Origin of the sequence: Methanoculleus receptaculi (assembly GCF_033472595.1) — an archaeon.
GTDB lineage: Archaea > Halobacteriota > Methanomicrobia > Methanomicrobiales > Methanoculleaceae > Methanoculleus > Methanoculleus receptaculi.
This window is the reverse complement of sequence record NZ_CP137642.1, coordinates 1,814,073-1,834,392: the sequence shown is the minus strand read 5'-3', so window position 1 is coordinate 1,834,392 and position 20,320 is coordinate 1,814,073. Positions and strand designations below refer to the sequence as shown.

Annotated in this window: 24 protein-coding genes; 20 read left to right on the top strand and 4 right to left on the bottom strand. The window is 57.5% G+C overall.

All coding sequences use genetic code 11. The features are described from left to right. Positions 1 to 33: 33 nt before the first annotated feature. Positions 34 to 1,050 carry a nicotinate mononucleotide-dependent phosphoribosyltransferase CobT gene (gene cobT / locus R6Y96_RS09525; protein WP_318621165.1) on the bottom strand — a complete coding sequence of 339 codons (1,017 nt, stop codon included), beginning with the start codon at positions 1,048 to 1,050 and terminating at the stop codon, positions 34 to 36. Positions 1,051 to 1,375: 325 nt separating this feature from the next. Between cobT and R6Y96_RS09520 the strand changes: the two genes are divergently transcribed. The 6 genes from R6Y96_RS09520 (at position 1,376) to R6Y96_RS09495 (ending at position 5,070) form a co-directional block, all read left to right on the top strand. Continuing rightward, positions 1,376 to 1,819, top strand: a complete 444-nt coding sequence (locus R6Y96_RS09520) for a phosphatidylglycerophosphatase A (protein WP_318621163.1) — start codon at positions 1,376 to 1,378, stop codon at positions 1,817 to 1,819. Beyond that, complete coding sequence (gene cobS / locus R6Y96_RS09515; protein WP_318621161.1) at positions 1,816 to 2,526, top strand: adenosylcobinamide-GDP ribazoletransferase; 711 nt, start codon at positions 1,816 to 1,818, stop codon at positions 2,524 to 2,526. Before R6Y96_RS09520 ends, cobS begins: the two co-directional genes overlap by 4 nt. Before the next feature lie 40 nt (positions 2,527 to 2,566). Further along, positions 2,567 to 3,442 carry a 4Fe-4S binding protein gene (locus tag R6Y96_RS09510; RefSeq protein WP_318622519.1) on the top strand — a complete coding sequence of 292 codons (876 nt, stop codon included), beginning with the start codon at positions 2,567 to 2,569 and terminating at the stop codon, positions 3,440 to 3,442. A gap of 279 nt (positions 3,443 to 3,721) precedes the next feature. After that, positions 3,722 to 4,066, top strand: a complete 345-nt coding sequence (locus R6Y96_RS09505) for a nucleotidyltransferase domain-containing protein (RefSeq protein WP_318621159.1) — start codon at positions 3,722 to 3,724, stop codon at positions 4,064 to 4,066. Further along, entirely contained in the window at positions 4,044 to 4,448 is a 405-nt protein-coding gene (locus R6Y96_RS09500) for a HEPN domain-containing protein (RefSeq protein WP_318621157.1), read from the top strand. The genes R6Y96_RS09505 and R6Y96_RS09500 overlap by 23 nt, the downstream gene beginning before the upstream one ends. 124 nt (positions 4,449 to 4,572) lie before the next feature. Continuing rightward, positions 4,573 to 5,070: a 4Fe-4S binding protein gene (locus tag R6Y96_RS09495; RefSeq protein WP_318622518.1), complete on the top strand. Its 498-nt coding sequence runs from the start codon at positions 4,573 to 4,575 to the stop codon at positions 5,068 to 5,070. Positions 5,071 to 5,128: 58 nt separating this feature from the next. On the opposite strand, the gene R6Y96_RS09490 is transcribed toward R6Y96_RS09495, so the two are convergent. Next, complete coding sequence (locus tag R6Y96_RS09490) at positions 5,129 to 5,431, bottom strand: hypothetical protein (protein ID WP_318621156.1); 303 nt, start codon at positions 5,429 to 5,431, stop codon at positions 5,129 to 5,131. 178 nt (positions 5,432 to 5,609) lie between these two features. Between R6Y96_RS09490 and tuf the strand changes: the two genes are divergently transcribed. The 3 genes from tuf to R6Y96_RS09475 are packed head-to-tail and all read left to right on the top strand — an operon-like array spanning position 5,610 to position 8,927. After that, positions 5,610 to 6,887 carry a translation elongation factor EF-1 subunit alpha gene (gene tuf / locus R6Y96_RS09485; protein ID WP_318621155.1) on the top strand — a complete coding sequence of 426 codons (1,278 nt, stop codon included), beginning with the start codon at positions 5,610 to 5,612 and terminating at the stop codon, positions 6,885 to 6,887. Positions 6,888 to 6,917: 30 nt separating this feature from the next. Continuing rightward, positions 6,918 to 7,226, top strand: a complete 309-nt coding sequence (gene rpsJ, locus R6Y96_RS09480; protein WP_318621153.1) for a 30S ribosomal protein S10 — start codon at positions 6,918 to 6,920, stop codon at positions 7,224 to 7,226. Positions 7,227 to 7,238: 12 nt separating this feature from the next. Further along, entirely contained in the window at positions 7,239 to 8,927 is a 1,689-nt protein-coding gene (locus R6Y96_RS09475) for a flippase activity-associated protein Agl23 (RefSeq protein WP_318621152.1), read from the top strand. Between the two features lie 678 nt (positions 8,928 to 9,605). Here the strand turns inward: R6Y96_RS09475 and R6Y96_RS09470 are convergent. Then, positions 9,606 to 10,697 carry a hypothetical protein gene (locus R6Y96_RS09470; RefSeq protein ID WP_318621151.1) on the bottom strand — a complete coding sequence of 364 codons (1,092 nt, stop codon included), beginning with the start codon at positions 10,695 to 10,697 and terminating at the stop codon, positions 9,606 to 9,608. A gap of 13 nt (positions 10,698 to 10,710) precedes the next feature. Beyond that, the gene (locus R6Y96_RS09465) at positions 10,711 to 11,883 is read right to left on the bottom strand and encodes a tubulin/FtsZ family protein (protein WP_318621149.1); all 1,173 of its coding nucleotides are present in this window, start codon (positions 11,881 to 11,883) and stop codon (positions 10,711 to 10,713) included. Positions 11,884 to 12,006: 123 nt separating this feature from the next. On the opposite strand from R6Y96_RS09465, the gene R6Y96_RS09460 reads away from it, so the two are divergent. From R6Y96_RS09460 to R6Y96_RS09410, 11 genes are all read left to right on the top strand, one after another. Next, on the top strand, positions 12,007 to 13,239 hold the full coding sequence (locus tag R6Y96_RS09460; RefSeq protein ID WP_318621147.1) for an NAD(P)/FAD-dependent oxidoreductase: 1,233 nt from the start codon (positions 12,007 to 12,009) through the stop codon (positions 13,237 to 13,239). Continuing rightward, on the top strand, positions 13,232 to 13,951 hold the full coding sequence (locus tag R6Y96_RS09455; protein WP_318621145.1) for a dolichyl-phosphate beta-glucosyltransferase: 720 nt from the start codon (positions 13,232 to 13,234) through the stop codon (positions 13,949 to 13,951). Before R6Y96_RS09460 ends, R6Y96_RS09455 begins: the two co-directional genes overlap by 8 nt. Next, positions 13,935 to 14,915, top strand: a complete 981-nt coding sequence (locus tag R6Y96_RS09450; RefSeq protein ID WP_318621144.1) for a lysylphosphatidylglycerol synthase transmembrane domain-containing protein — start codon at positions 13,935 to 13,937, stop codon at positions 14,913 to 14,915. Before R6Y96_RS09455 ends, R6Y96_RS09450 begins: the two co-directional genes overlap by 17 nt. After that, positions 14,905 to 16,905 carry a DUF2298 domain-containing protein gene (locus R6Y96_RS09445; RefSeq protein ID WP_318621143.1) on the top strand — a complete coding sequence of 667 codons (2,001 nt, stop codon included), beginning with the start codon at positions 14,905 to 14,907 and terminating at the stop codon, positions 16,903 to 16,905. The genes R6Y96_RS09450 and R6Y96_RS09445 overlap by 11 nt, the downstream gene beginning before the upstream one ends. Positions 16,906 to 17,013: 108 nt before the next feature. Then, on the top strand, positions 17,014 to 17,382 hold the full coding sequence (gene rpl7ae / locus R6Y96_RS09440; RefSeq protein ID WP_318621142.1) for a 50S ribosomal protein L7Ae: 369 nt from the start codon (positions 17,014 to 17,016) through the stop codon (positions 17,380 to 17,382). An 11-nt stretch (positions 17,383 to 17,393) separates the two neighbouring features. After that, positions 17,394 to 17,603, top strand: coding sequence for a 30S ribosomal protein S28e (locus R6Y96_RS09435; protein WP_318621140.1), 210 nt, complete (start codon positions 17,394 to 17,396; stop codon positions 17,601 to 17,603). Between the two features lie 2 nt (positions 17,604 to 17,605). Continuing rightward, positions 17,606 to 17,797: a 50S ribosomal protein L24e gene (locus R6Y96_RS09430; RefSeq protein WP_318622517.1), complete on the top strand. Its 192-nt coding sequence runs from the start codon at positions 17,606 to 17,608 to the stop codon at positions 17,795 to 17,797. A gap of 6 nt (positions 17,798 to 17,803) precedes the next feature. Then, the gene (ndk, locus tag R6Y96_RS09425) at positions 17,804 to 18,253 is read left to right on the top strand and encodes a nucleoside-diphosphate kinase (protein ID WP_318621138.1); all 450 of its coding nucleotides are present in this window, start codon (positions 17,804 to 17,806) and stop codon (positions 18,251 to 18,253) included. A 406-nt stretch (positions 18,254 to 18,659) separates the two neighbouring features. Continuing rightward, positions 18,660 to 19,313: a MarC family protein gene (locus R6Y96_RS09420; RefSeq protein WP_318621137.1), complete on the top strand. Its 654-nt coding sequence runs from the start codon at positions 18,660 to 18,662 to the stop codon at positions 19,311 to 19,313. Continuing rightward, the gene (locus R6Y96_RS09415; protein WP_318621136.1) at positions 19,310 to 19,510 is read left to right on the top strand and encodes a hypothetical protein; all 201 of its coding nucleotides are present in this window, start codon (positions 19,310 to 19,312) and stop codon (positions 19,508 to 19,510) included. Before R6Y96_RS09420 ends, R6Y96_RS09415 begins: the two co-directional genes overlap by 4 nt. Beyond that, positions 19,510 to 20,313 (top strand): nitrilase-related carbon-nitrogen hydrolase, encoded by an 804-nt coding sequence (locus R6Y96_RS09410; protein WP_318621134.1) that lies wholly within the window; start codon positions 19,510 to 19,512, stop codon positions 20,311 to 20,313. The genes R6Y96_RS09415 and R6Y96_RS09410 overlap by 1 nt, the downstream gene beginning before the upstream one ends. The last annotated feature ends 7 nt before the right edge of the window (positions 20,314 to 20,320 follow it).

The window sequence follows — 20,320 nt, the reverse complement described above, 5'->3', positions numbered from 1 at the left end:
ATAAATGGACGTAAAAGGGTAATAGTCCTTCCCTCAGGCATACTTCATTACAAAATCGAGTATTTTTCGTGAGATCTCCTCCGGTCTGTGGCCCATGAGGTATGCAAGCACCATGGCTCCGCCGGCACCCGCCCCTTCCTTCACCTCGCCGATACAGTATCGGGCAAGTCCTGGGTGGCCGATATTCTTGAAGTCCGGGTCAACGTAATAGGCGGTGGTGCCGACTTCGGCTACGGAACGGCTGAACCCTGCGGAGGGATCGTCCCTGACATAGACCGTTGTCGCAAGGTGCGGCACCCTCCGTCCCAGGGCTTTCAGGACGGCCGCAACGGCCAGCATCTGGGTTCCGCCGGCAAAGATTATCTCACCGGAGTATGTGCTCGCGATCCCTGCAGCGACTGGCATCATGGGGTCGCCAGCGGCGCGGAGGATACCCACGGGCTCCTCCACCCCGGTCTCCCGGATCCTGGTGAACACCTCACGACAGACGGCCTCCTTCAGGTCAAGGGGGTTTCTCGGGAAGGCGCTGCTGACCGATGCGTCGTATCCGAGCGCCCGCAGGACGCAGAGGGCGGTGGTCGTCCCGCCGGGGACGCACTCGCCAAGCATCAGGAGGTCGCTGTAGTTTGCAAGAATCCGGCCGATCGCCTCCCCCCGTTCAAAGAGGAGCGGCGCATCCGGCACCGCATCTTCCCGGCGGGGATCGCCGCCGGGTCTCCCGTAGACGTCCAGACAGGGAACGGTGGGTGTGTGTGCAAGCCCGGAGTTGATGAAGATGGGGGATAGCCCGGTCAGTTCCATCATCGACCGGGTGATGGAGGCGGGTGTTGGGCACCCCGTGGGGGTGTTGGGCCTGGCCGGCATGCTCGTGATCGCGCCGTTCGTGATGAGTTCTGCATCCAGAACCGGCGTTAGCAGCGTCTTCTCCGGTGTCGGCCCTGCACCCGATATGCCGGGAACGGTTGATAGCATGGTGTTTCCAAGCACCACCGCCATCATCGGGCGGCGAGGCCGTATCCCCGGGTCTTCAGAGAGGAACGGGTTAGACATCAGTACAGAGTGGGTGCTGGAGGATAGAAGAGGTTGCTGCCGGCAGGGTGGCTCAGGGCAGCGGGTCTCCGGCACAACCGTTGCCAGGGCGCACAATTGCCCGGAGGTGATGGGGGCCCGGGGTCGTAACCTTGCATCCTCCGGGGGGCTGGCTCTCTGCTCTGCGGGAGACCGTGAGCATCTTCCTCCCCCCAAAAGGGCAGCCCGGGCCCACACCTGAACGCCTGGCGAACAGCCACCCCCCACGAGGCAGCCATCCTCCGGAATGTTATCGCAAACACCATATCCAAACGCGGAAATACCCGCCGGGCTCAATACATGAACAATGTTCGAGATCGAGCGCAGGCTGGAAGAGAAGGGTATCGCAAGGAGAGATATCATCGCTTCCGCAATGGAACTCTACATCCCCCACGGGATAGATGAGGATGAGGCCGCAGGCAGGCTGGATGCGAAGATCGGGCAGGTTCTCGATGACCCAAACGTATCCTCGCTTCTCCTTGGCGCCATTCTGCTCGAGGATGAACTCTACTGGAAGCGGAAGAACTCCGAGATCGCCGACGATCCGGTCTTCCTCCTCTCGGACGAGATCATCGGGATGGCTATCGCCGAGGTGATCGGGGGGACATACGCGCGGTTCGAGTTCACCCGCTACGACCAGAAAAAACCGGGGATCTTAAGCAAACTCGGGCCGTTCCTGGATGACGCCGTCGCCGGGCTGATCGCTGGCTGCACATCGCGCCTCTACAGTGAGTCGATGGGATCGGTGTGAGATCGGTTCTTGCCCTTTTCCAGTTCTGCACATCCCTCCCTCTTGGCAGACCGGTTGAGTTCGAGCACTTCGCCCGCCGTTCTTACCTTTACCCCCTTGCCGGTTATCTCATCGGCGGGATAGCGGCCATTGTCACGTTCTGGATAGCATCACCCCCTGTGGGAGCGGCCGTCGCCATCGCCGCGGTGCTCCTCCTCTCCGGGTGCAACCACTTCGACGGCCTGCTGGACTTCGGCGACGGACTTATGGCCCACGGCAGGCGGGAAAAGAGGATCGCGGCAATGACCGATCGGACAACAGGGGCGGGCGCTGTTGCGGCGGGGATCCTCGTCACGCTCCTTGCGTTTTCCGGGCTCCAGGCCGTCGCAAACATTCCTCTAACCATACTTACCGCCGAGGTCTGCGCCAAGACCGCGATGTCCTGGCTCACGACCCTCGGTAGACCGTTTCGCGAGGGTATGCATTCCTATCTCCATAGTTTTGCAAAACCCTGGTTTCTGGTCCCGGCATTCCTGCTGACGCTTCCGCTATTCCTGCTGCCGCTGCCGCGGCTGGCTCTCGTGCTTGCCCTTGCAGCCACCGCCGCCATAACCGCGTTTATGCTTGTGCTCTCCCGGAGGGTCTTTGGCGGGGTAAATGGGGATATCGTTGGGGCATCAAACGAGATAGTCCGGGCCGGTGTCATCCTCCTCCTTGCTCTCGCATAACCATCTTTTTTATCCTGGCGTTATCTACTACTGTAGAATGATGCAGGAACAGACCCTATACTCCCGGGGAGGGATCATCACCGAACGGGATGCAGAATATGCAACGGTGCGGGTTCGGATTCCGGCAGGTGTTCTTTCCGCGGCGCAGGTCAGGCAACTGGGAAAGATCAGCGAGAAGTACGGCGATGGCACGCTCCACCTCACCATGCGCCAGACCGTGGAGATCCCGCACGTAAAGCCGGATAATTTTGAAAAGGTTGCAAAAGCCCTTGAGAAGAACGGCACACCGCTAGGTGCGGAGCAGAACGAGGTTGTCAACATCATGGCCTGCCCGGGTACGGAGCGATGCAAGTATGCCAACTGCGAGACTATCGACCTCGCCAGAAAGATTGATGAGCGTGTCTTCGGGAAGGTACTTTCTATCCGGCTTCGTATTGCCATATCCGGCTGCCCCTACATGTGCAACAGTCCGCTCTTGAACGACATCGGGATCATCGGCAGGATCCGTCCTCTGCGCATTCCCGGTCTCTGCACCGGCTGCGGCACCTGCGTGGAGTACTGCAAACAGCACGCCATTGCCCTTAAAAACGGTGTCTCAGTCCTTGATGAGAGCAAATGCGTTCAGTGCGGCGTTTGCATACATTCCTGCCCATACCATCTCCTGAAATCGGAGTATGACCATTACCAGATCACGGTCGGCGGTCGACGTGGGGCCTCTCCTGCCGTAGGGCGGGAACTTGTTACAGTCGAGACCGCTGAGGAGGTGGTTGAGGTGGTCGACCGCATCGTTTACTGGGTCTACCGGAGTGCCTGGAGCGGCAGGCCGCTGGCCGATCAGATGGATGAGATCGGATATGCTAAGTTCAGAGAAGAGATCCAGAAGGAGTTCGGGCCGAAGGAGCAGGCGGAGGAATGAGAGGCGGTCAGATCCCATCAGATCATGCCCATTCTCTGAATCGATAGGCTTGATGAGGCCTGGACAAATTACAGGGAGTTTGATGCATTACCCAGCATACGATACAATCATATCAGATCCCCTCTGACATGAAGGCAGGCTGTGCGCGGGGCGGGGTGATCCCGATAAAGGGGCGCCGCGTTCATCTCCCGCTCATGCCGACGGCGGCATGAGCGAGATACATGGGCCGTAGTGCATAGGTAATCTGAATACAAAACCGGTCTCGCTGGTGAAGAAAAAATGATGAAAGAAGGGACAGTAGATCCGGAAGTGCTGGAGGAGATTATCCGCCGGATTGTTGCCTGTTCAAACCCGGAAAAGATAGTTCTTTTCGGATCTGGTGCGCGGGGTGAGATGGGACCGGCAAGCGATATCGATCTGCTCGTGATAAAGAGCGGTGAGTTCGATGCCGGGAGTCTCACGGAAGAGATCTATATGAACCTGATCGGTATCGGCAAGGCCGTCGATATTATTGTTATCTCTTCCCTGGATATGGAGCGGTTCCGGAATTCCCCTTACTTTATAGTATACCCTGCACTCCAGCAGGGCCGCGAGGTTTACCATGCCGGAGAGGTTTCAACCTGAAGATCCACGGGAATGGTTAAACCGGGCACATTCAAACCTTGCAATTGCCAGGAGCCGTGCCGATACATCCGTCTACCTGGAAGATCTCTGCTTCAACGCCCAGCAGGCAGCAGAAAAAGCGCTCAAGGCGGTCTGTATCCTTCATCATATCGAGTATCCGTATGTCCACGATCTTGCCGCACTTGTTACCATCATCATGATGAACGGGATTTGCGTGCCGGATCGCGTGAAAGAAGCCGCGAAACTAACACGGTTCGCCATTACGACCCGGTATCCGCATTTCCTTTCGCCAGTCAAAGAGGAGGAATACCAGCGGGCAGTTGCTATCGCTGAGAGCGTTGTAACATGGTGCGAAAGCGAGATCGGTAACCCGGGGATATAAACAGATAGGGCACCACGATCATCACCAGCGCTTGCTTCCTCAAAACCAGATAGAATCGTTCGGTGAACCCGAGACCGTCGAGGGACTGAGATGGTGATGACGGGTCTTCGGGAGGGAACTCCCGATACGGCTCCGCATCGCCATATCCAGCTGCACCTACATCTGCAACAGTCCGCTTCTAAACGACATCGGGATCATCGGCAGGATCCGTCCTCTGCGCATTCCCGGCCTCTGCACCGGCTGCGGCACCTGCGTGGAGTACTGCAAACAGCACGCCATTGCCCTTAAAAACGGTGTCTCAGTCCTTGATGAGAGCAAATGCGTTCAGTGCGGCGTTTGCATACATTCCTGCCCATACCATCTCCTGAAATCGGAGTATGACCATTACCAGATCACGGTCGGCGGTCGACGTGGGGCCTCTCCTGCCGCAGGGCGGGAACTTGTTACAGTCGAGACCGCTGAGGAGGTGGTTGAGGTGGTCGACCGCATCGTTTACTGGGTCTACCGGAGTGCCTGGAGCGGCAGGCCGCTGGCCGATCAGATGGATGAGATCGGATATGCTAAGTTCAGAGAAGAGATCCAGAAGGAGTTCGGGCCGAAACCCTCAGAGGAGAAGCAGTAAAGGGAGAAGCCGATAGATATACGATATGGAAAGGAGCAGGTCGGGGGGCTAGCCCCTTCTAACGGTAGTACATCGAGGCGAACCCCTCTCCAGCCTCGTCCTCGCATTCAATACCGGTGCCGTCCCGAACGAGTGAGTTAAACATCATGGCCGCGTTTAATAGGTTCTCATCCGGGTTTGAGCCATGCCGGACACCACTCAGCGCCTGACGCTGTGGTGTCTCCATTGTCCGCCTGCCCACCCGGACACCAGCACAGTAGCGGCAGTAAGCACAGTGCGAGTAGACCGATACCTCCCGGCCCGCGCAGGTTACAGTCACCCTGTCTTTTGCCTCATCACGGTGAAACTCAAGTAACTTCATGTTACGAGGAACATAGACTCTCCAGAAATAAGATTCTGTCGACTGTCATGGGTTTTTGAAGCATGGGCGCCATTGAAGCGCATAGAAATGCTTTATATGGTAGACGGCACACGTATAAGTTACTCGCATAAGCAGGCTGTTTGAGCTGACAGGCCTATATGAGTGGAGGATATAATCTATGGCAGTTGAAAAGCCCCACATGAACTTAGCAGTTATCGGACATATCGACCACGGGAAGTCTACCACCGTAGGTCGGCTGCTCTTTGAGACCGGAACCGTACCGCCCCACATCATTGAGACCTACAGGAAAGAGGCCGAAGCCAAGGGCAAGGGCTCGTTTGAGTTTGCCTGGGTTATGGACAGCCTCAAGGAAGAGCGTGAGCGTGGCATCACCATTGATATCGCTCACAGGCGGTTCGATACCGAAAAGTACTACTTTACCGTCGTGGACTGCCCTGGTCACCGTGACTTCGTCAAGAACATGATCACGGGCGCGTCCCAGGCGGACGCTGCGCTCCTGGTTGTGGCCGCGCCGGACGGTGTGATGGAACAGACCAAGGAACATGTCTTCCTGGCCCGCACACTCGGGATCAATCAGCTGATCGTTGGCATCAACAAGATGGATGCCGTCAAGTATGATGAGAAGCGTTTCAATGAGGTCAAGGCAGAACTCTCCCAGTTGCTCAAGATCGTCGGTTACAAGCCCGACAACGTCACCTTCATCCCGATGAGCGCGTTCAAGGGTGACAACATCTCCAAGCACAGTGAGAACACTCCCTGGTATAAGGGCCCGACGCTTCTTGAAGCGCTTAACATGCTCAACGAACCCGAGAAGCCCACCAATCTTCCCCTGCGTCTTCCTATCCAGGATGTCTACTCCATCTCCGGTATAGGAACCGTGCCAGTAGGCCGCGTCGAGACCGGTGTCATGAAGAAAGGCATGAAGGTCAGTTTCATGCCCGCTAACAAGGAGGGCGAGGTCAAGTCTATCGAGATGCATCACGAGGAGATTCCCGAGGCGCTTCCAGGTGACAACGTCGGGTTCAACGTCCGCGGTATCGGTAAGGGGGATATCCGCCGTGGTGATGTTTGCGGCCCTGCTGACGCGCCGCCGACCGTTGCCGAGGAGTTTGTTGCGCAGGTTGTTGTGCTTCACCACCCAAGCGCCCTGACCGTCGGTTACACACCGGTCTTCCACTGCCACACCGCCCAGATCGCATGCACATTTGTCGAGCTCCAGAAGAAACTCGACCCCCGTACCGGTCAGGTCAAGGAAACGAACCCCACTTTCCTCAAGACCGGTGATGCCGCGATCGTCAAGATCAGGCCTACCCGTCCAATGGTCATCGAGAAGGTCAAGGAGATCCCGCAGCTCGGACGGTTTGCAGTCCGTGATATGGGCTCAACCATCGCGGCAGGCATGTGCATCGACATTACACCAAAGCAGATGAGATAAGAAGAATTACTACATTTTTGGTGGTTGCAGATGCAGAAGGCCAGAATACGTCTTTCAGGAACCGACTTTGAGAAGATCGAGATGGTCTGTGACAGGATCAAAGAGATTGCAGAGCGTACCGGCGTCAATCTGGCAGGTCCGATACCGCTACCCACGAAGAAACTTGTGGTCCCCGCCAGGAAGAGCCCTGATGGTGAGGGTACTGAAACCTGGGATCGCTGGCAGATGCGGGTGCATAAGAGGCTCATAGACATCGATGCCGACGAGCGCGCGCTGCGCCAGTTGATGCGCATACAAGTTCCAAAAGACATCGGCATTGAGATTGTGCTGGAGAGTTGAGGTTGGTGCGGCGTGAAGGCCGCTGCGTTCACGGCGAGGGTCCGTGAAAATCTCTCATTAGAGGTGGTTTTCCTCCTCATATTTCTGGCTGCAGTTGCCCTTCGTTTTTATGCTCTTGACTTAAAGTTGTTCCACCACGATGAGGCCGTTCATGCGTGGTTTGCTTACAATCTCCTGACTGACGGGACGTATATCTACGATCCCATGTATCATGGGCCGTTCCTCTACTACGTGACGGCCGGGGTCTTTTCGCTCCTTGGTGACTCCGATCTCACGGGAAGGCTCCTCCCTGCGCTGTTTGGCAGCTTGCTTCTCCTACTGCTTTACCCCATCTACAGGCTCGGCTACCTGGATAAGAAACAGACCCTGGTAGCGGCGCTATTCCTTGCGGTATCGCCGAACATGGTCTACTTCTCGCGGTTCCTGCGGAACGATATCTTTATAGTCTTCTTTACGATGCTGCTCCTTGTCGCTCTGCTCTACTACTTTGAGCGGGGGCAGACAAGGTATGCCCTGCTCGCTGGAACAGCGATAGGGCTGGGAATGTCTGCCAAGGAGAACATGCCCATCGTTATCCTGATCTTCGGGTTATACCTAATCTACTTGATCTGGACGAGGAAGGTCAGGCTTCCGGCCCACTGGGTCAGGGATCTTGTGCTCGGCGTTGTCGTCGCGGTCGGTATTGCGACGGCCTTTTACTCCTCGTTTGGTGTCCATCCAGAGATGGCCCTGGACTGGTGGCTTCGGGCCATCGAGCACTGGACGGCGATGCACGAGATGCAGCGTATCGGGGGGCCGCCCTACTTCTATATCCTGCTCTTCATCCTCTACGAGGTACCGATCCTGATCCTTGCCATCGTCGGGGTTCTGCAGTTTTTCGATGTCGCGGGCATAATCTCCAGTTGGAGAGAGCGAAGACGGGATATGGAGAAACCCGGTGAGACCGGGGTAACTGATGTTGACAATGTTGACAGAGAAGAGACCCCTGACCCTCTGCCCCCGCCGCCGGAGGTGGCGACCCCGGGCCTGAGGGGGCGGCTTCGCGAGATAATCTCTGGGAGCGGGGAGATCCGGCAGATCGATCGGCAGAAGGAGTTTGCAAGGTTCGCCATATTCTGGATGCTTCTATCGCTTGCGGCATACGCCTACATCGGCGAGAAGGTGCCCTGGCTGATCCTCCACCAGGTTCTGCCCATGATCTTCGTTGCGGTTTATCAGATGACAACGAAGAAGGCGGTAATCGCCGTCGCGGCGAGCATCCTCCTGGTCGCGATGACGTTTCACGTGGCGTTCACACCGGCAGACATAAACGAACCCATAGTTCAGGTCCAGAACTCCGAGGACCTCCGGTGGCTCTTTGCAAAGATCGATGCCGCCGACCGTGTGGCAATAGCAACCGATTCCTACTGGCCGCTGCCCTGGTACTACCGGGGCGACCGGAGTTCAAAAATCGCTTACTATGGCCAGAAGGTGAGCGAGGAGACGATATACAGCGGGAACTTTGACCTTGTTGTCACTCACGATGCTGATACCTACCCGGCACTCGACGGTTACGTTAAGGAGACCTGCAGGTTGAACTACTGGTTCTCATACGGGGAGAACAAAGACAGGTTGCTTGCCTACTACTTCTTCAGGGACGGAAAGGTCGGCAGCAGGATACTCGAGGTATTCTCGAGGACCTCTGCTGGGACGACCACCTGATGCTCTCCTCTCCCCTTCGGGACGCCGTTGACAGCGTGAGGCTGTCCCCGGAAAACCGTGCTATAGGGGGAAGCCTGGAACTCGTTACGTTACCCCGCGAGAACCGGGGAGACGATCTCTCCTCCCACCGCCGTCTATGCGTGTCACCGTGACAGTGTTTTAGCCTCTGGAAACACCCCCGCCTCCCCTTCACAGGGGGCGGGCAAGTGAATGGCGATTGCCCCGATGGCCGTGCACGGAACAGGAATGGAATTTCCCGAATGGTTTCGCTAAGACGCCAGAGAGATGCAATCCCCGGACAGTGTATCGATGGGGAATCGTTGTAACCGGCGGTAGGGCTGGCGGGGAGGGGGACGGCACGTCCCCCCTTGTCTCCTGCGTCTCCTGGTAAACGTCTGACATCAAACACCCCCGCCACCCGACTGCTCTCGCGGACACACCGCCCACTTCTGGAAAATCTTTCTCGACTCAAACATTGTACATCCGTCAACACCCAGCCTCGTAGAGTTTGTAATCTATTTTAGCCCCCGGGCAAAGGCCAGTTTCATGGTAAAAACGTCACTTAGAGACAAAGAGATGCAGCGAAAGGGCAGGTTGCGTTGTGGTTGGTGAACCAGCAAAGGTGTGAGAAGGGGGTGTGGAAAAAGATGTGGGGAAATGATCTGAGGGTCAATGATCTCATCCAAGTTCGTCCCAGCGCTTCCTCTTCCGGAGCAGCACAACACCCACAACGATAAGAACTACAGCAACCCCGATCCCGATGTAGAGGAGGAGGTTGCCGCTGAGGCTGAACCCCTCACCGATCTTCTCCCGGAGCGCGGCTGCGTCTGCCAGTGCCTCGTTTGCCTTGTTCATGCCGTCCGTAGCCTTTGAGCGCGCCATTGCGTAGTTGCCGGCGTTCAGGTAGTCCTGTGCCTGGGTGTAGAACTGGACGGCACTCTCGCGCTTGGTCATGATGGCAACAACCTGCGGATCGCTCCCCATGGATCTGTTCTCGACAAAGTAGTTTATCATCCCGTCAAGCGACTCGATTGCCGCACCGGTATCGGCAACCGCCTTCTCCGCCCATGCTTTGTCCAGGAGTTTGATCGCTTCATCGATATTCGACTTCGCGGTGTCGATGTAAGATTTTGCCTGTGCTGGCCCTGCCGATGCGGCGCTGGTGAGCGCACTGCTTGCAGCATTATACTTTGCCTGAACCTCAGATATGTCCACGCCCTCTGCCGCCTTTGCATCCATATCGGCCTTCAGATCCTTGAGGCGCTGCTGCTGGGCGTCAAGCGCACCCTTGATATCGGCAGCGCTCACGACGTCGCGGCTCACCGAATGGGAGTCTTTCACATCACTGCCGCGCAGGTGCTCGATCTTGATTATCAGAACCTGCCCGGTCGTGCTCGAGGGGACGGTGCCACGCAACTGTATATCCAGTTCGGTGTCGCCCTCACCGTACGATATCTCAAACTCCGTCAGAACGGGATAGTAACCGGTTTTTTTGGTGGTGTAGACGGCAATCCCATCGCGATAGACGATGATATCCCAGACTGGATTCTGCAGCCCCGTGCTCAACTCGAACGTCTCATCGCTCAGGTCACCCGTAGTGACCATATCATAGGTGAGCACGTAGCGTGCGGTCACCTGCTGCCCCGGCTCGAGTGGGCCGGTGGCAGGGTTGATGGTCTCGGTTTTAATGTTAAACGCCGATGCCCCCTGCACGGCACAGAGGAGTGCCAGCAGAAGGATAAACCACCTTACGATGCTTGCCTTCTCCATAATAGCCTTTCCCTCACTCAAACAAAGGTTCAATTCCGTCGTCGAACATGGTCGTACGCTTCTCCTTTGACTTAAGGACGTCTTCCTTTGTGGACTTTGCGGTCTCAAGGAGTTCTGTAATCCGGGGAGCGTTGCCGATCGTCGCGAGGACCACCACTGCCGCGATGTAGTCGCTCTGCACAGGGTAATCCCCGCCACGCACCTCAACGCCGGCGATGTTCTCCTCAACCCAGCTCTTTGACTTCTCCACGCCCTTGCGGTCCATTTCCTCTGGCGGGCCGGCGAGAAGGACAAGAGCCCGTTCAGCCGTCGAGTAGTCGCAGGGCAGGGTGAGGCGCCCGAGCATGGCCCGCCTGACAAGAGCGATGATCTTTGCTGACTTGTCCTCACCTGTCAGCACCTGCTCGGTCTTATCCTTATTGCTGCGCGTCAGGCTGGAGAAGAGACTCTTCTTCTGCTGCTTTGTGCGCGGATTGACTTTCTCGCTGATGGCGTAACCGACAGAACTGATGCCGCCGCCCCGGAGGGTATTGATGATCTCGCTTGAATCCACAACCATCTCACCGACACCTGCTTTGCCGACCTCACCTGCCCGGAAGAGCACGCCGAACCGCCGTACAATCTCGTCATTCAGTCTTGAATAGGCGTCCTTTACACTCTCCCCCTCATTCTTCCAGGCGCTGTTATCGAAGATGAATGTATTGTCCACTTCGTTCACCAGGGTGCTGAGGGAACGGGCAGCGTTATATGAGTATAGTCGGCCTTCTTCTGGGGCGGGCAGGATGCCGATCGCATAGACCGGTTCCCGGTATATGCGCTTTAAGTGGCGGGCCAGGACTGGCGAACCACCCGAACCTGTTCCGCCGCCAAGACCGGCTACAATGACGAAGGCGTCGATATCGTGGGTGCCGCGTGAATCGATGGCATTGATAATGGAATCGATCTCATCGGCAGTCACCCGCGCGCCGGTCACGTTATCGGTGCCGACACCGTGACCTTTCACCACTGTCTGGCCGATAAGCAGCCGGTCCTTGAGTTCTATATGCTTAAGCCCCATCAGGTCGGTTCGTGCTGTGTTTACCGCGAGGCCCCTGAAACTCTGGGTCTGAGATCGTTTGTCCTGCTCGACGAACATATCGACGATCTTGCCCCCTGCCTGGCCGAATCCTATGAAGAAGACCCTCATCTAACTTCACACCCTCATATTGCCTGATTAAATATATCCATGCTTATGTATAAAGACCATGCATACAGAGTTAGAAGTTTTATCAAAAACTACTCTTATATCTTTCATATACAGGGGTGATCAATGAAGATCTGCGTTGTGGGGGGAGGTTTATCCGGTCTGGTCTCGACACTTGAACTCGTCGGGGAACATGAGGTAGATCTCTTCGAGAGAAGGCCTGTTCCGGGAGGATGCCTTGGATCCTACCGGATCGGCAACTACTGGATCGAGGAGTATTATCACCACTGTTTTGCGGGGGATTCTGCGCTGCTTGCACTCTTCAAGAATCTCGGGGTTATCGACCGGCTGGTATGGCTCAAGGGGACCACCGGTTACTTCGTCGACGGGGTAGTCCACCCCCTCACCACCCCGACCGAGATCCTGCGCTACCCCCACCTCACGCTCATCGAGAAGGTCCGCCTGGGACTGCTGACGCTGCGCTCCCGCCGGTTTGACGTGGCAGCGCTCGACGAGGTCACCGCGAGGGACTTTATCCTTGACAACCTCGGGCCGGGGGTCTATGCCTCGTTCTTTGAACCGCTCCTGAAGAGCAAGTTTGGAGACCGGGCGTGGGAGGTATCTGCGGCCTGGCTGATCTCTCGCATCGCCATCAGGTCTGACCGGGGTGTCGGAGGGGAGCGGCTTGGCTACCTGAAGGGAGGATTCCAGCACTTCATTGCGCGGCTTGAGGAGACGGCGTCGCGACAGGGTGCATCGATAATGCCCGGTGCGCCTGTTGATGAGATCCGGCGGGATGGCGAAGCCTGGCTTGTAAACGGTGAACCTTACGACGCCGTTGTATCGACCCTCCCTCCCCAGGTGACCGCAACACTTACCGGTCTGGATATCGCCCCCGTTCCCTACCAGGGCGCCGCCTGCATGACCCTGGCGCTCGACCGTGACGTTACCGACGGGATATACTGGCTGAACATGAAGGATAAGGCCCCATACGGTGCGGTTGTCTCGCACACCAACTTCGCCCCCCTTGAGTGGTACGGCGAGCAGATCGTTTACCTTGCATCTTACTTCACGGGCCGGCTCCCGGAAGGGTTTGAGAAGAAGATGCTCGTCGATTTCTGCAGGCGTTTCTCCGTCGACGAAGGGGAGGTGCACTGGCATCGCCTGGCCGTGGACCCATACGCAGGACCTGTTTACACGACCGGGCTTCGGAAACGACTGCCGGACTACGAGGAGCACGGTCTCTTCATGGCCGGGATGTTCAGCCCGCCGAACTACCCCGAACGGAGCATGAATGGTTCGGTCATCGCTGGACAGGAGGTGGCAAAAAGGGTTCTTGAGAGGTTTGCGAATGGCTGAGATCGAGGTGAGCGCTGTCCTGCCGGTCTACAACGATCTTGCGGCGCTCCGAATCGCCATACCGCGGTCGCTTGAGACGCTCGAAGAGATCGCGCCAGGCAGGTTCGAACTGATAGTCGCCGAGGACGGGAGCACCGATGGGAGCGCGGATTTTGTCAGGGAGTATGAGGAGCGGGACCCCCGGGTTCGGCTGCTCCATGCCGATGAGAGACTCGGACGGGGCCGCGCGCTCAACCGTGCGTTTGCCGCGGCGAGGGGATCGATCGTCTGTTACTACGATGTAGATCTCGCAACCGATATGCAGCACCTCGCTGAACTGATAGGCTCCATTCGGGAGGGATGCGATATCGCAACAGGCTCCCGTCTCCTTCCCGAGAGCACCATCATCCGGAGCGGCGGCCGTGAGATCGCAAGCAGGGGCTACAACATGCTGGTGCGCCTGATCCTCCGGAGCAGGCTGCATGATCACCAGTGCGGATTCAAGGCGTTCCGGCGTGACCGTCTGCCCTCCCTGCTCCCCTCCGTCACGGCAGACCACTGGTTCTGGGACACGGAGGTGCTGGTGCGGGCTCAGAGGAAGGGTTACCGGATACGGGAGATCCCTGTGCGGTGGCGGCAGGGCGATGGGACAACCGTTCGCGCGAAAGATGTATTCAAGATGGGATCGGCAATTGTGCATCTCTGGTGGCGGCTTCATGTGGAAAAAAGTTAGCGCTATCGTCATACCCACCCTGATCGCAGCAGGGATCATCGGGTATATGCTATACCGCGTGTGGGACGACCTCATGCTGACGCTCGAGCACGCGATTCTGCCGTTCCTGGTTGCGGCTGTCGCGATCTGCGTCGCTGCCTGGATACTCCGTGGTTTCCGATACAGGTTCATCCTCCATGGACTCGGTGTCGAAAAGGGTGTCTGGTTCTCGACAGCCTGCATCCTTGTATCCCAGACGGCGAACCTCATCGTCCCGGCGCGTCTCGGCGACCTTGTGCGGCTGCTCATCCTCAAACACGAGGATGATGCCACCTACTCCGAGGGGTTCTCCTCCCTTGTCGTCGAGCGGGTCTTCGATGTCATGATGGTCGCGGTGCTCGGCGTCGTTGCGCTCCTGCTTGTTCTCACAGTTCTTGATGTCCCCGACTGGTTCATCATCGCCATTGCGCTGCCTCTCGGTGCAGGCTGCATCTTCTTCGCTGTTATCCTCAGTTCGGGCAGGATGAACTCCGAGAACCGGATCCTCATCGCCATCCAGCAGATGCTCGACGAGGTGAGACGGGCCTCCCTTCATTCCCGTGCACTCGCGGCGCTCAGTATCTCATCGATTTTTATATGGGTCGTCGACGTGCTGGTCTGCTACGCGGTAGTCCTGATGTTTCAGGAGTCGATGCCGTTTTCTGTGGTCATCCTTGCGATCGTAATCGGCAACCTTGTAAAAGCGGTGCCTCTCACGCCGGGCGGCGTGGGGACATATGAGGTTGCGGTCGCACTTACCTTCGGGCTGGCAGGGATGGCGGCGGCCACGGCGACTCTGATCGCGGTCATAGATCACCTGATAAAAAACCTGGTCACGCTCGTCGGTGGTGTCGGTTCGATATACTACTTCGGCGACTGGTCGGTCGAACTCCTGAAGAAGGCTTTCAAAAGAGAGATCGAGATGGAGGATACGTTTGGCGGGTGAGTTTCTCGTCCCCGTTCTGATCTGGCTTGCGATCATCAAGGTGCTCCAGTTATCCATCTGGCCGGCGCTCGACCGCACCCTGGGCCGCCTTGCTCCGGCCGCCGCTTACCCGGCATCGATCCTCCTCTTCACGCTTCTCTCCTGGTATTGCGCTCTTTCTGGTCTCCCGATCCTGCTTGCTCTCATCCCGTTTGCTGCAGCGATAATCTATGCCGCTTCAGGCAGATTCTACACAAAGGAACGATTGTATTCGTCGTTCAAATGGGATCTCGCCTTCCTGATCCCCTTCCTCTTCATGCTCGAGGTGCGCTGGATCAACCCGGCCATCTCCTCCGGCGAGAAGTTTATGGACCACGCCATCCTGGCATCGATCATGCGCCAGCCCATCGTCCCGCCGCTTGATCCCTGGTATGCCGGGGGGGTGCTCGACGTCTACTACTACATGGGTTACTGGATGAACGGGGCTCTCGGGCTTCTGTCCGGTGCACCGTCATCAGTGGCGTTCAACCTTGCCCTCCCGACGGTGCTCGGCCTCACTGTCGTCTCGTTCTACGCTCTCGGCCACCTCATCCTCGACCGCCACCGGTGGCTCCCGGTGCTTGCGCTCTTCATCCCGAACCCCTCCGTAATCTATCACATCCTGATCGGGGACTCCTGGTTTGACGTTCTCTGGGGCAGCACCAGGACGATTGAGAACACCATCAACGAGTATCCGCTCTTCTCCATGCTCTGGGGCGACGTTCATCCTCATGTTATGAGTTTCTTCAACCAGGGGTTCCTTCTCTTTCTACTGGTTTTTGCCTATCTCCGGTGGGGTGATCTCTCTATGAAGGGAAGGGGTGTCCTCTGCGGGCTTACCGCCCTCTCCCTCGGGTCAATGCCTGCTTTCAACTCCTGGGACGTCCTGGTCTACGCACCCGTCACGCTTCTCTTCGGTCTCATGGTCTGGCGCCGCTACGGGAAGTTCGGGCGCGATGAGAGCAGGTCATGGATGATCTTCGGCGCGGTGCCGCCGCTTGCCGTCCTTGCATACCTCCCCTTCTACCTCCACCTCAATACCCCCGGTATCGGCGGAGTCGGAATCGTCCCTGAACCCTCTGCACCTCTTGAGTTCCTCCTGGTTCACGGCTTCTTCCTGGCGATCCTTACCGCTTACTGCGCTCCAGATATCAGAAAGCGCCCCTACCTGCTGCTTATCGCGGTGGTGCCTGCGCTTGCCGGATACCCGGCCGCGGCCATCGCCGCCATACCGCTGGTCTACCTGATCGCCCGCCGCCGGTTCTCGGTCATCGATACGCTTGCCATCCTCGGGCTCCTGATCATCATCGGCACGGAATTCGTCTACCTGGTGGACATGATGGGGGGGATCTACTGTCGTATGAACACCGTCTTCAAGTTCTACCTTCCCGCCTGGTTCATGATGGCGACAGCGAGCCTTGCCATAATCGGGGAGTGGAGCCAGCGGTTCGGGATCGACCGACGTATACCTCCCCGCCTCGGGAAAGCCATTCCGGCCCTGGCTATCATTCTCTTCCTGGTTGCACCATTCGCGATCGGTGTTGACTTCGGTTCCGGGAGCCGCACGCTCGACGGGGCGGCATACCTTGCAGTCTCACATCCCGGTGATGCGGCGGCGATCGCCTTCCTCTGTGATCTTCCTGGCGATCAGATCCTCGTCGAGGCAGAGGGCGGCGACTACACCTACTACTCCCGTATGTCAACATTCACCGGGATCCCGACCATCATCGGGATGCCATCTCACGAGTACATGTGGCGTGGAGATTACGGGCCGATAAGCGAGCGGGTCGCTGATGTGAGGACGATCTACGAGCAGCCAGACCTTGCAATCGACCTTGCGCGTGCCTACAACGCCACACTCCTCTACGTGGGTGATCCAGAGCGCGAACGCTACAACGTCTCTCTCCCTATCGGGGCGCTTGAACTCATCTATGATGAGAAAGGAGTCCAGATATACCGGATCCCTGCGTGACAAACCTTTATCACCCCTCCTATTGACATAATACAGCGCATTCGATCAGCTACGCTACTGATGAATGATGATGGGGCAGCAGAGGGCTGCCCCTGAAAGAGGTGAGTTATGGCAACGACCTATGTAAAGTTCGAGGTTCCGGAAGAGATCCAGAACAAGGCCCTTGAAGCCCTTGAGATCGCAAGGGATACCGGAAAGGTGAAAAAAGGGTCAAACGAGACGACAAAAGCCGTCGAACGGAACACTGCACAGCTGGTTCTTATCGGTTCTGATGTTGAGCCCCAGGAGATTGTGATGCACCTCCCACCGCTCTGCGACGAGAAGCGGATTCCGTACGTCTACATCTCGAAGCAGAACGAGATCGGTTCCGCAAGCGGTCTGGAGGTAGGCTCCGCAGCCGCAGCGATCGTCAAATCCGGCAAGGCAAAAGACCTGGTCGATGAGATCGCAAAGCAGATTGCTGCACTGAGAGCGTGAGGGATTAAGTCATGACAGGCGAGGGAACGCCAGCAGAAGTCATCGAGATCATCGGCCTAACCGGGATGCACGGCGAAGCCAGGCAGGTGAAGTGCCGGGTTCTTGACGGCCCGAACAAAGGCCGGATCATCACCCGCAACACGGTAGGCCCGATCAGGGAGGGAGACATCCTCTCGCTGCTCGAGACCGAGCGTGAGGCGAAGAAACTCTCGAGGCGGTGACCATGGTCGAGAAGTACGTCTGCAGTTTCTGTGGTGAGGTTCTGGAACCCGGCACCGGCAAGATGTTTGTGCGCAGGGACGGAACAATCTACTACTTCTGTAGCACCAAGTGCCAGAAAAACTACAGGCTCGGCCGGGTGCCGCGCCGCGTCGAGTGGACTGCCGCCGGACGCAGGGCCCGCGGCAAAGAGTGATCTCCCATGGAGCGCACCTTCGTGATGATCAAACCCGATGGTGTCCAGCGTGGGCTCATCGGGGAGATAGTCTCCAGGTTCGAGGCGAAGGGGCTCAAACTCGCAGCGGCGAGACTTGAGGTCCTTCCCGAGGACCGGGTTGTCGAGCAGTACCGTGAACACATGGAGAAACTCTTCTTCCCCGGTCTAGCGGCTTACATCATGAGTGGACCCTGTTTCCTGATGGCCTGGGAAGGAAAGGATGCGGTCGCGGTTGTCCGGCGGATGGTTGGCGCTACCAATCCCGCAGAAGCCGCACCAGGATCAATTCGCGGCGATTTCGGGCTTGATATCGGCCGGAACGTTATCCATGCATCCGACTCCCCAGAGAGCGCGGTGCGGGAACTCGGCATCCACTTCGCGCCGGGGGAACTGGTTGACTACTCCCGGATCGATGAACCGGTAATCTACGAGTGAATACCGTGCCGCCGGATTCCGGTGGCAGAACATATTTTTTTGGAATCACGATACTGTCTGGAAGGTGTGGGTGGGCACCTCAAGTCTGCGCGGGGGGCGGTCAAACCAGTTCATCGGTGCTCCCGAATCGCTCGCGTCGATCGTCCTTCGCCGAAAACCCGGCGGCCTGTGTGGTGGCGGGCATTCTGTGGCAATTGCCCCCTGGAAGCCGTTTTCGGTCACGTGGACCGAATTTCTGCGGGTCAAACCGGGAACTGAAGAGGAGCACCCCCTTTCCCTCCTCTCCCTCGCAAAAACCCCTGGAAAAATCCTTTACTATAACAGGGTTTCAGGGAAACGTATCGACTATCCCCTCTACAAACCACAAGTGCTAATATCGGTCTTATTGCATACCTGATGACTGTAGATGCCAGATCTCCTGAGTTTCGTCCTGCTGAGCCTCTCCTCGATCATCATCGTAGTGAACCCGCTTGCAGCCACCCTGATCTTTGTCTCCCTTACCGGCAGTATGGATCAGGCCGCAAAACTCAAGATCGCGCGCGAAGCAAGCGAGTTTGCTCTGGCCATTCTGCTGATATTCACCTTTGGAGGCGGCTGGATACTCCAGATCTTCGGTATATCCATCGAGGCTTTTCGAATTGCAGGCGGCATCCTCCTATTTGGAATAGGTATGGACATGGTCTATGCAAAGACATCCCGGACGAAGATGACCGCAACCGAGAAGTATGAAGGGCAGGATACAGATGACATCGCCATCATGCCGCTTGCAATCCCGATGATAGCGGGACCCGGGGCGATCACCTCCGTCATCGTGCTGATGAATGAGGCGCTTGAGATGGGGCCTGCTGCAATTGCCGCTGTGCCGATCGCGGTTGTTGCAGCCATCGGGATCAACTACTACATGATGAAGAACGCCGATGTCATTGTCCGACGCATCGGCCAGCGCGAGTATCGTGCTGTCAACCGACTTATGGGTATGCTCCTCATCGCGATCGCCGTCCAGTTCATCATAGTCGGTATCAAATCTGCCTTCCCCCTCCTCTCGGGAGGCTTCGCATGACACCCGCCCTTGCTCAGATTGGCGCGATCATGGTCAGCACCAGCATCATTCTCGTCGGGATCCTCATTGCAGTGCAGATGTTTGCTGTAACAGTCCCGTTTGCTCCCTACATCATGGTGACACTCTCGATCCTCATCGTCATCGGCGCTGCCATGCTGATTCACTCCTCCAGGAGCCTGGAGACGAGTTCCTCTTGATGATGACAGCGATAGCGCTTGCCCAGGTTGCCACCGATGCCTGGCGCGGTCGGGTGGGTTTGCTCGATGCAGTTGCCAGGATGGCGGATGAGGCTGCGGGGAGAGGGGCATCGCTCATCTGCTTTCCCGAGCAGTTCGTGACCGGTTGGTCACCGGACGTTCCACCGGTGGCGGGTGAGCCCCTTGACGGTCCGCTTGCAACGGCATTTAGCCATATAGCGGAGCGCTGCGGGATCGCGGTCGCAGGGTCGATCATAGAGTCCAGTGTGGGATGCCGCCCTAAAAACACCGTTGTGGTAACCGGCGCAGACGCCAAACTCCTGGCAGCATACGCGAAGATCCACCTCTTCTCGCCGGATGGAGAGGACCGGGCCTACGAAGCGGGGGACAGAATCGCCACGTTTACCCTTGATGGTACGGTCTTTGGGCTTGCTGTCTGCTACGACCTGCGGTTCCCGGAACTCTTTCGGATCTATGCTCTCGCGGGGGCGGAGTGTGTCCTGGTGCCCGCGGCATGGCCGTGCTCAAGGCTCTCGCACTGGGAGACCCTCCTCCCCGCCAGGGCACTTGAGAACCGTTACTACGTTGCCGGGGTCAACACCCCCGGCATGCCGGGCGGCGCCTGCTGCGGTGGATCGCTTGCCGCCGACCCGGACGGCGTCATAATCGGCAGATGCGGCGCCGGTGAAGAGATCCTGATCGTTGAGATCGACCCGGCGGCGGTCCATGACGCCCGATCCAGCCTCCCTTCACTTTCAGACCGCAGAAGTGACCTTTATCAACATTTGCTCTCCAGATTGTAGAGATATC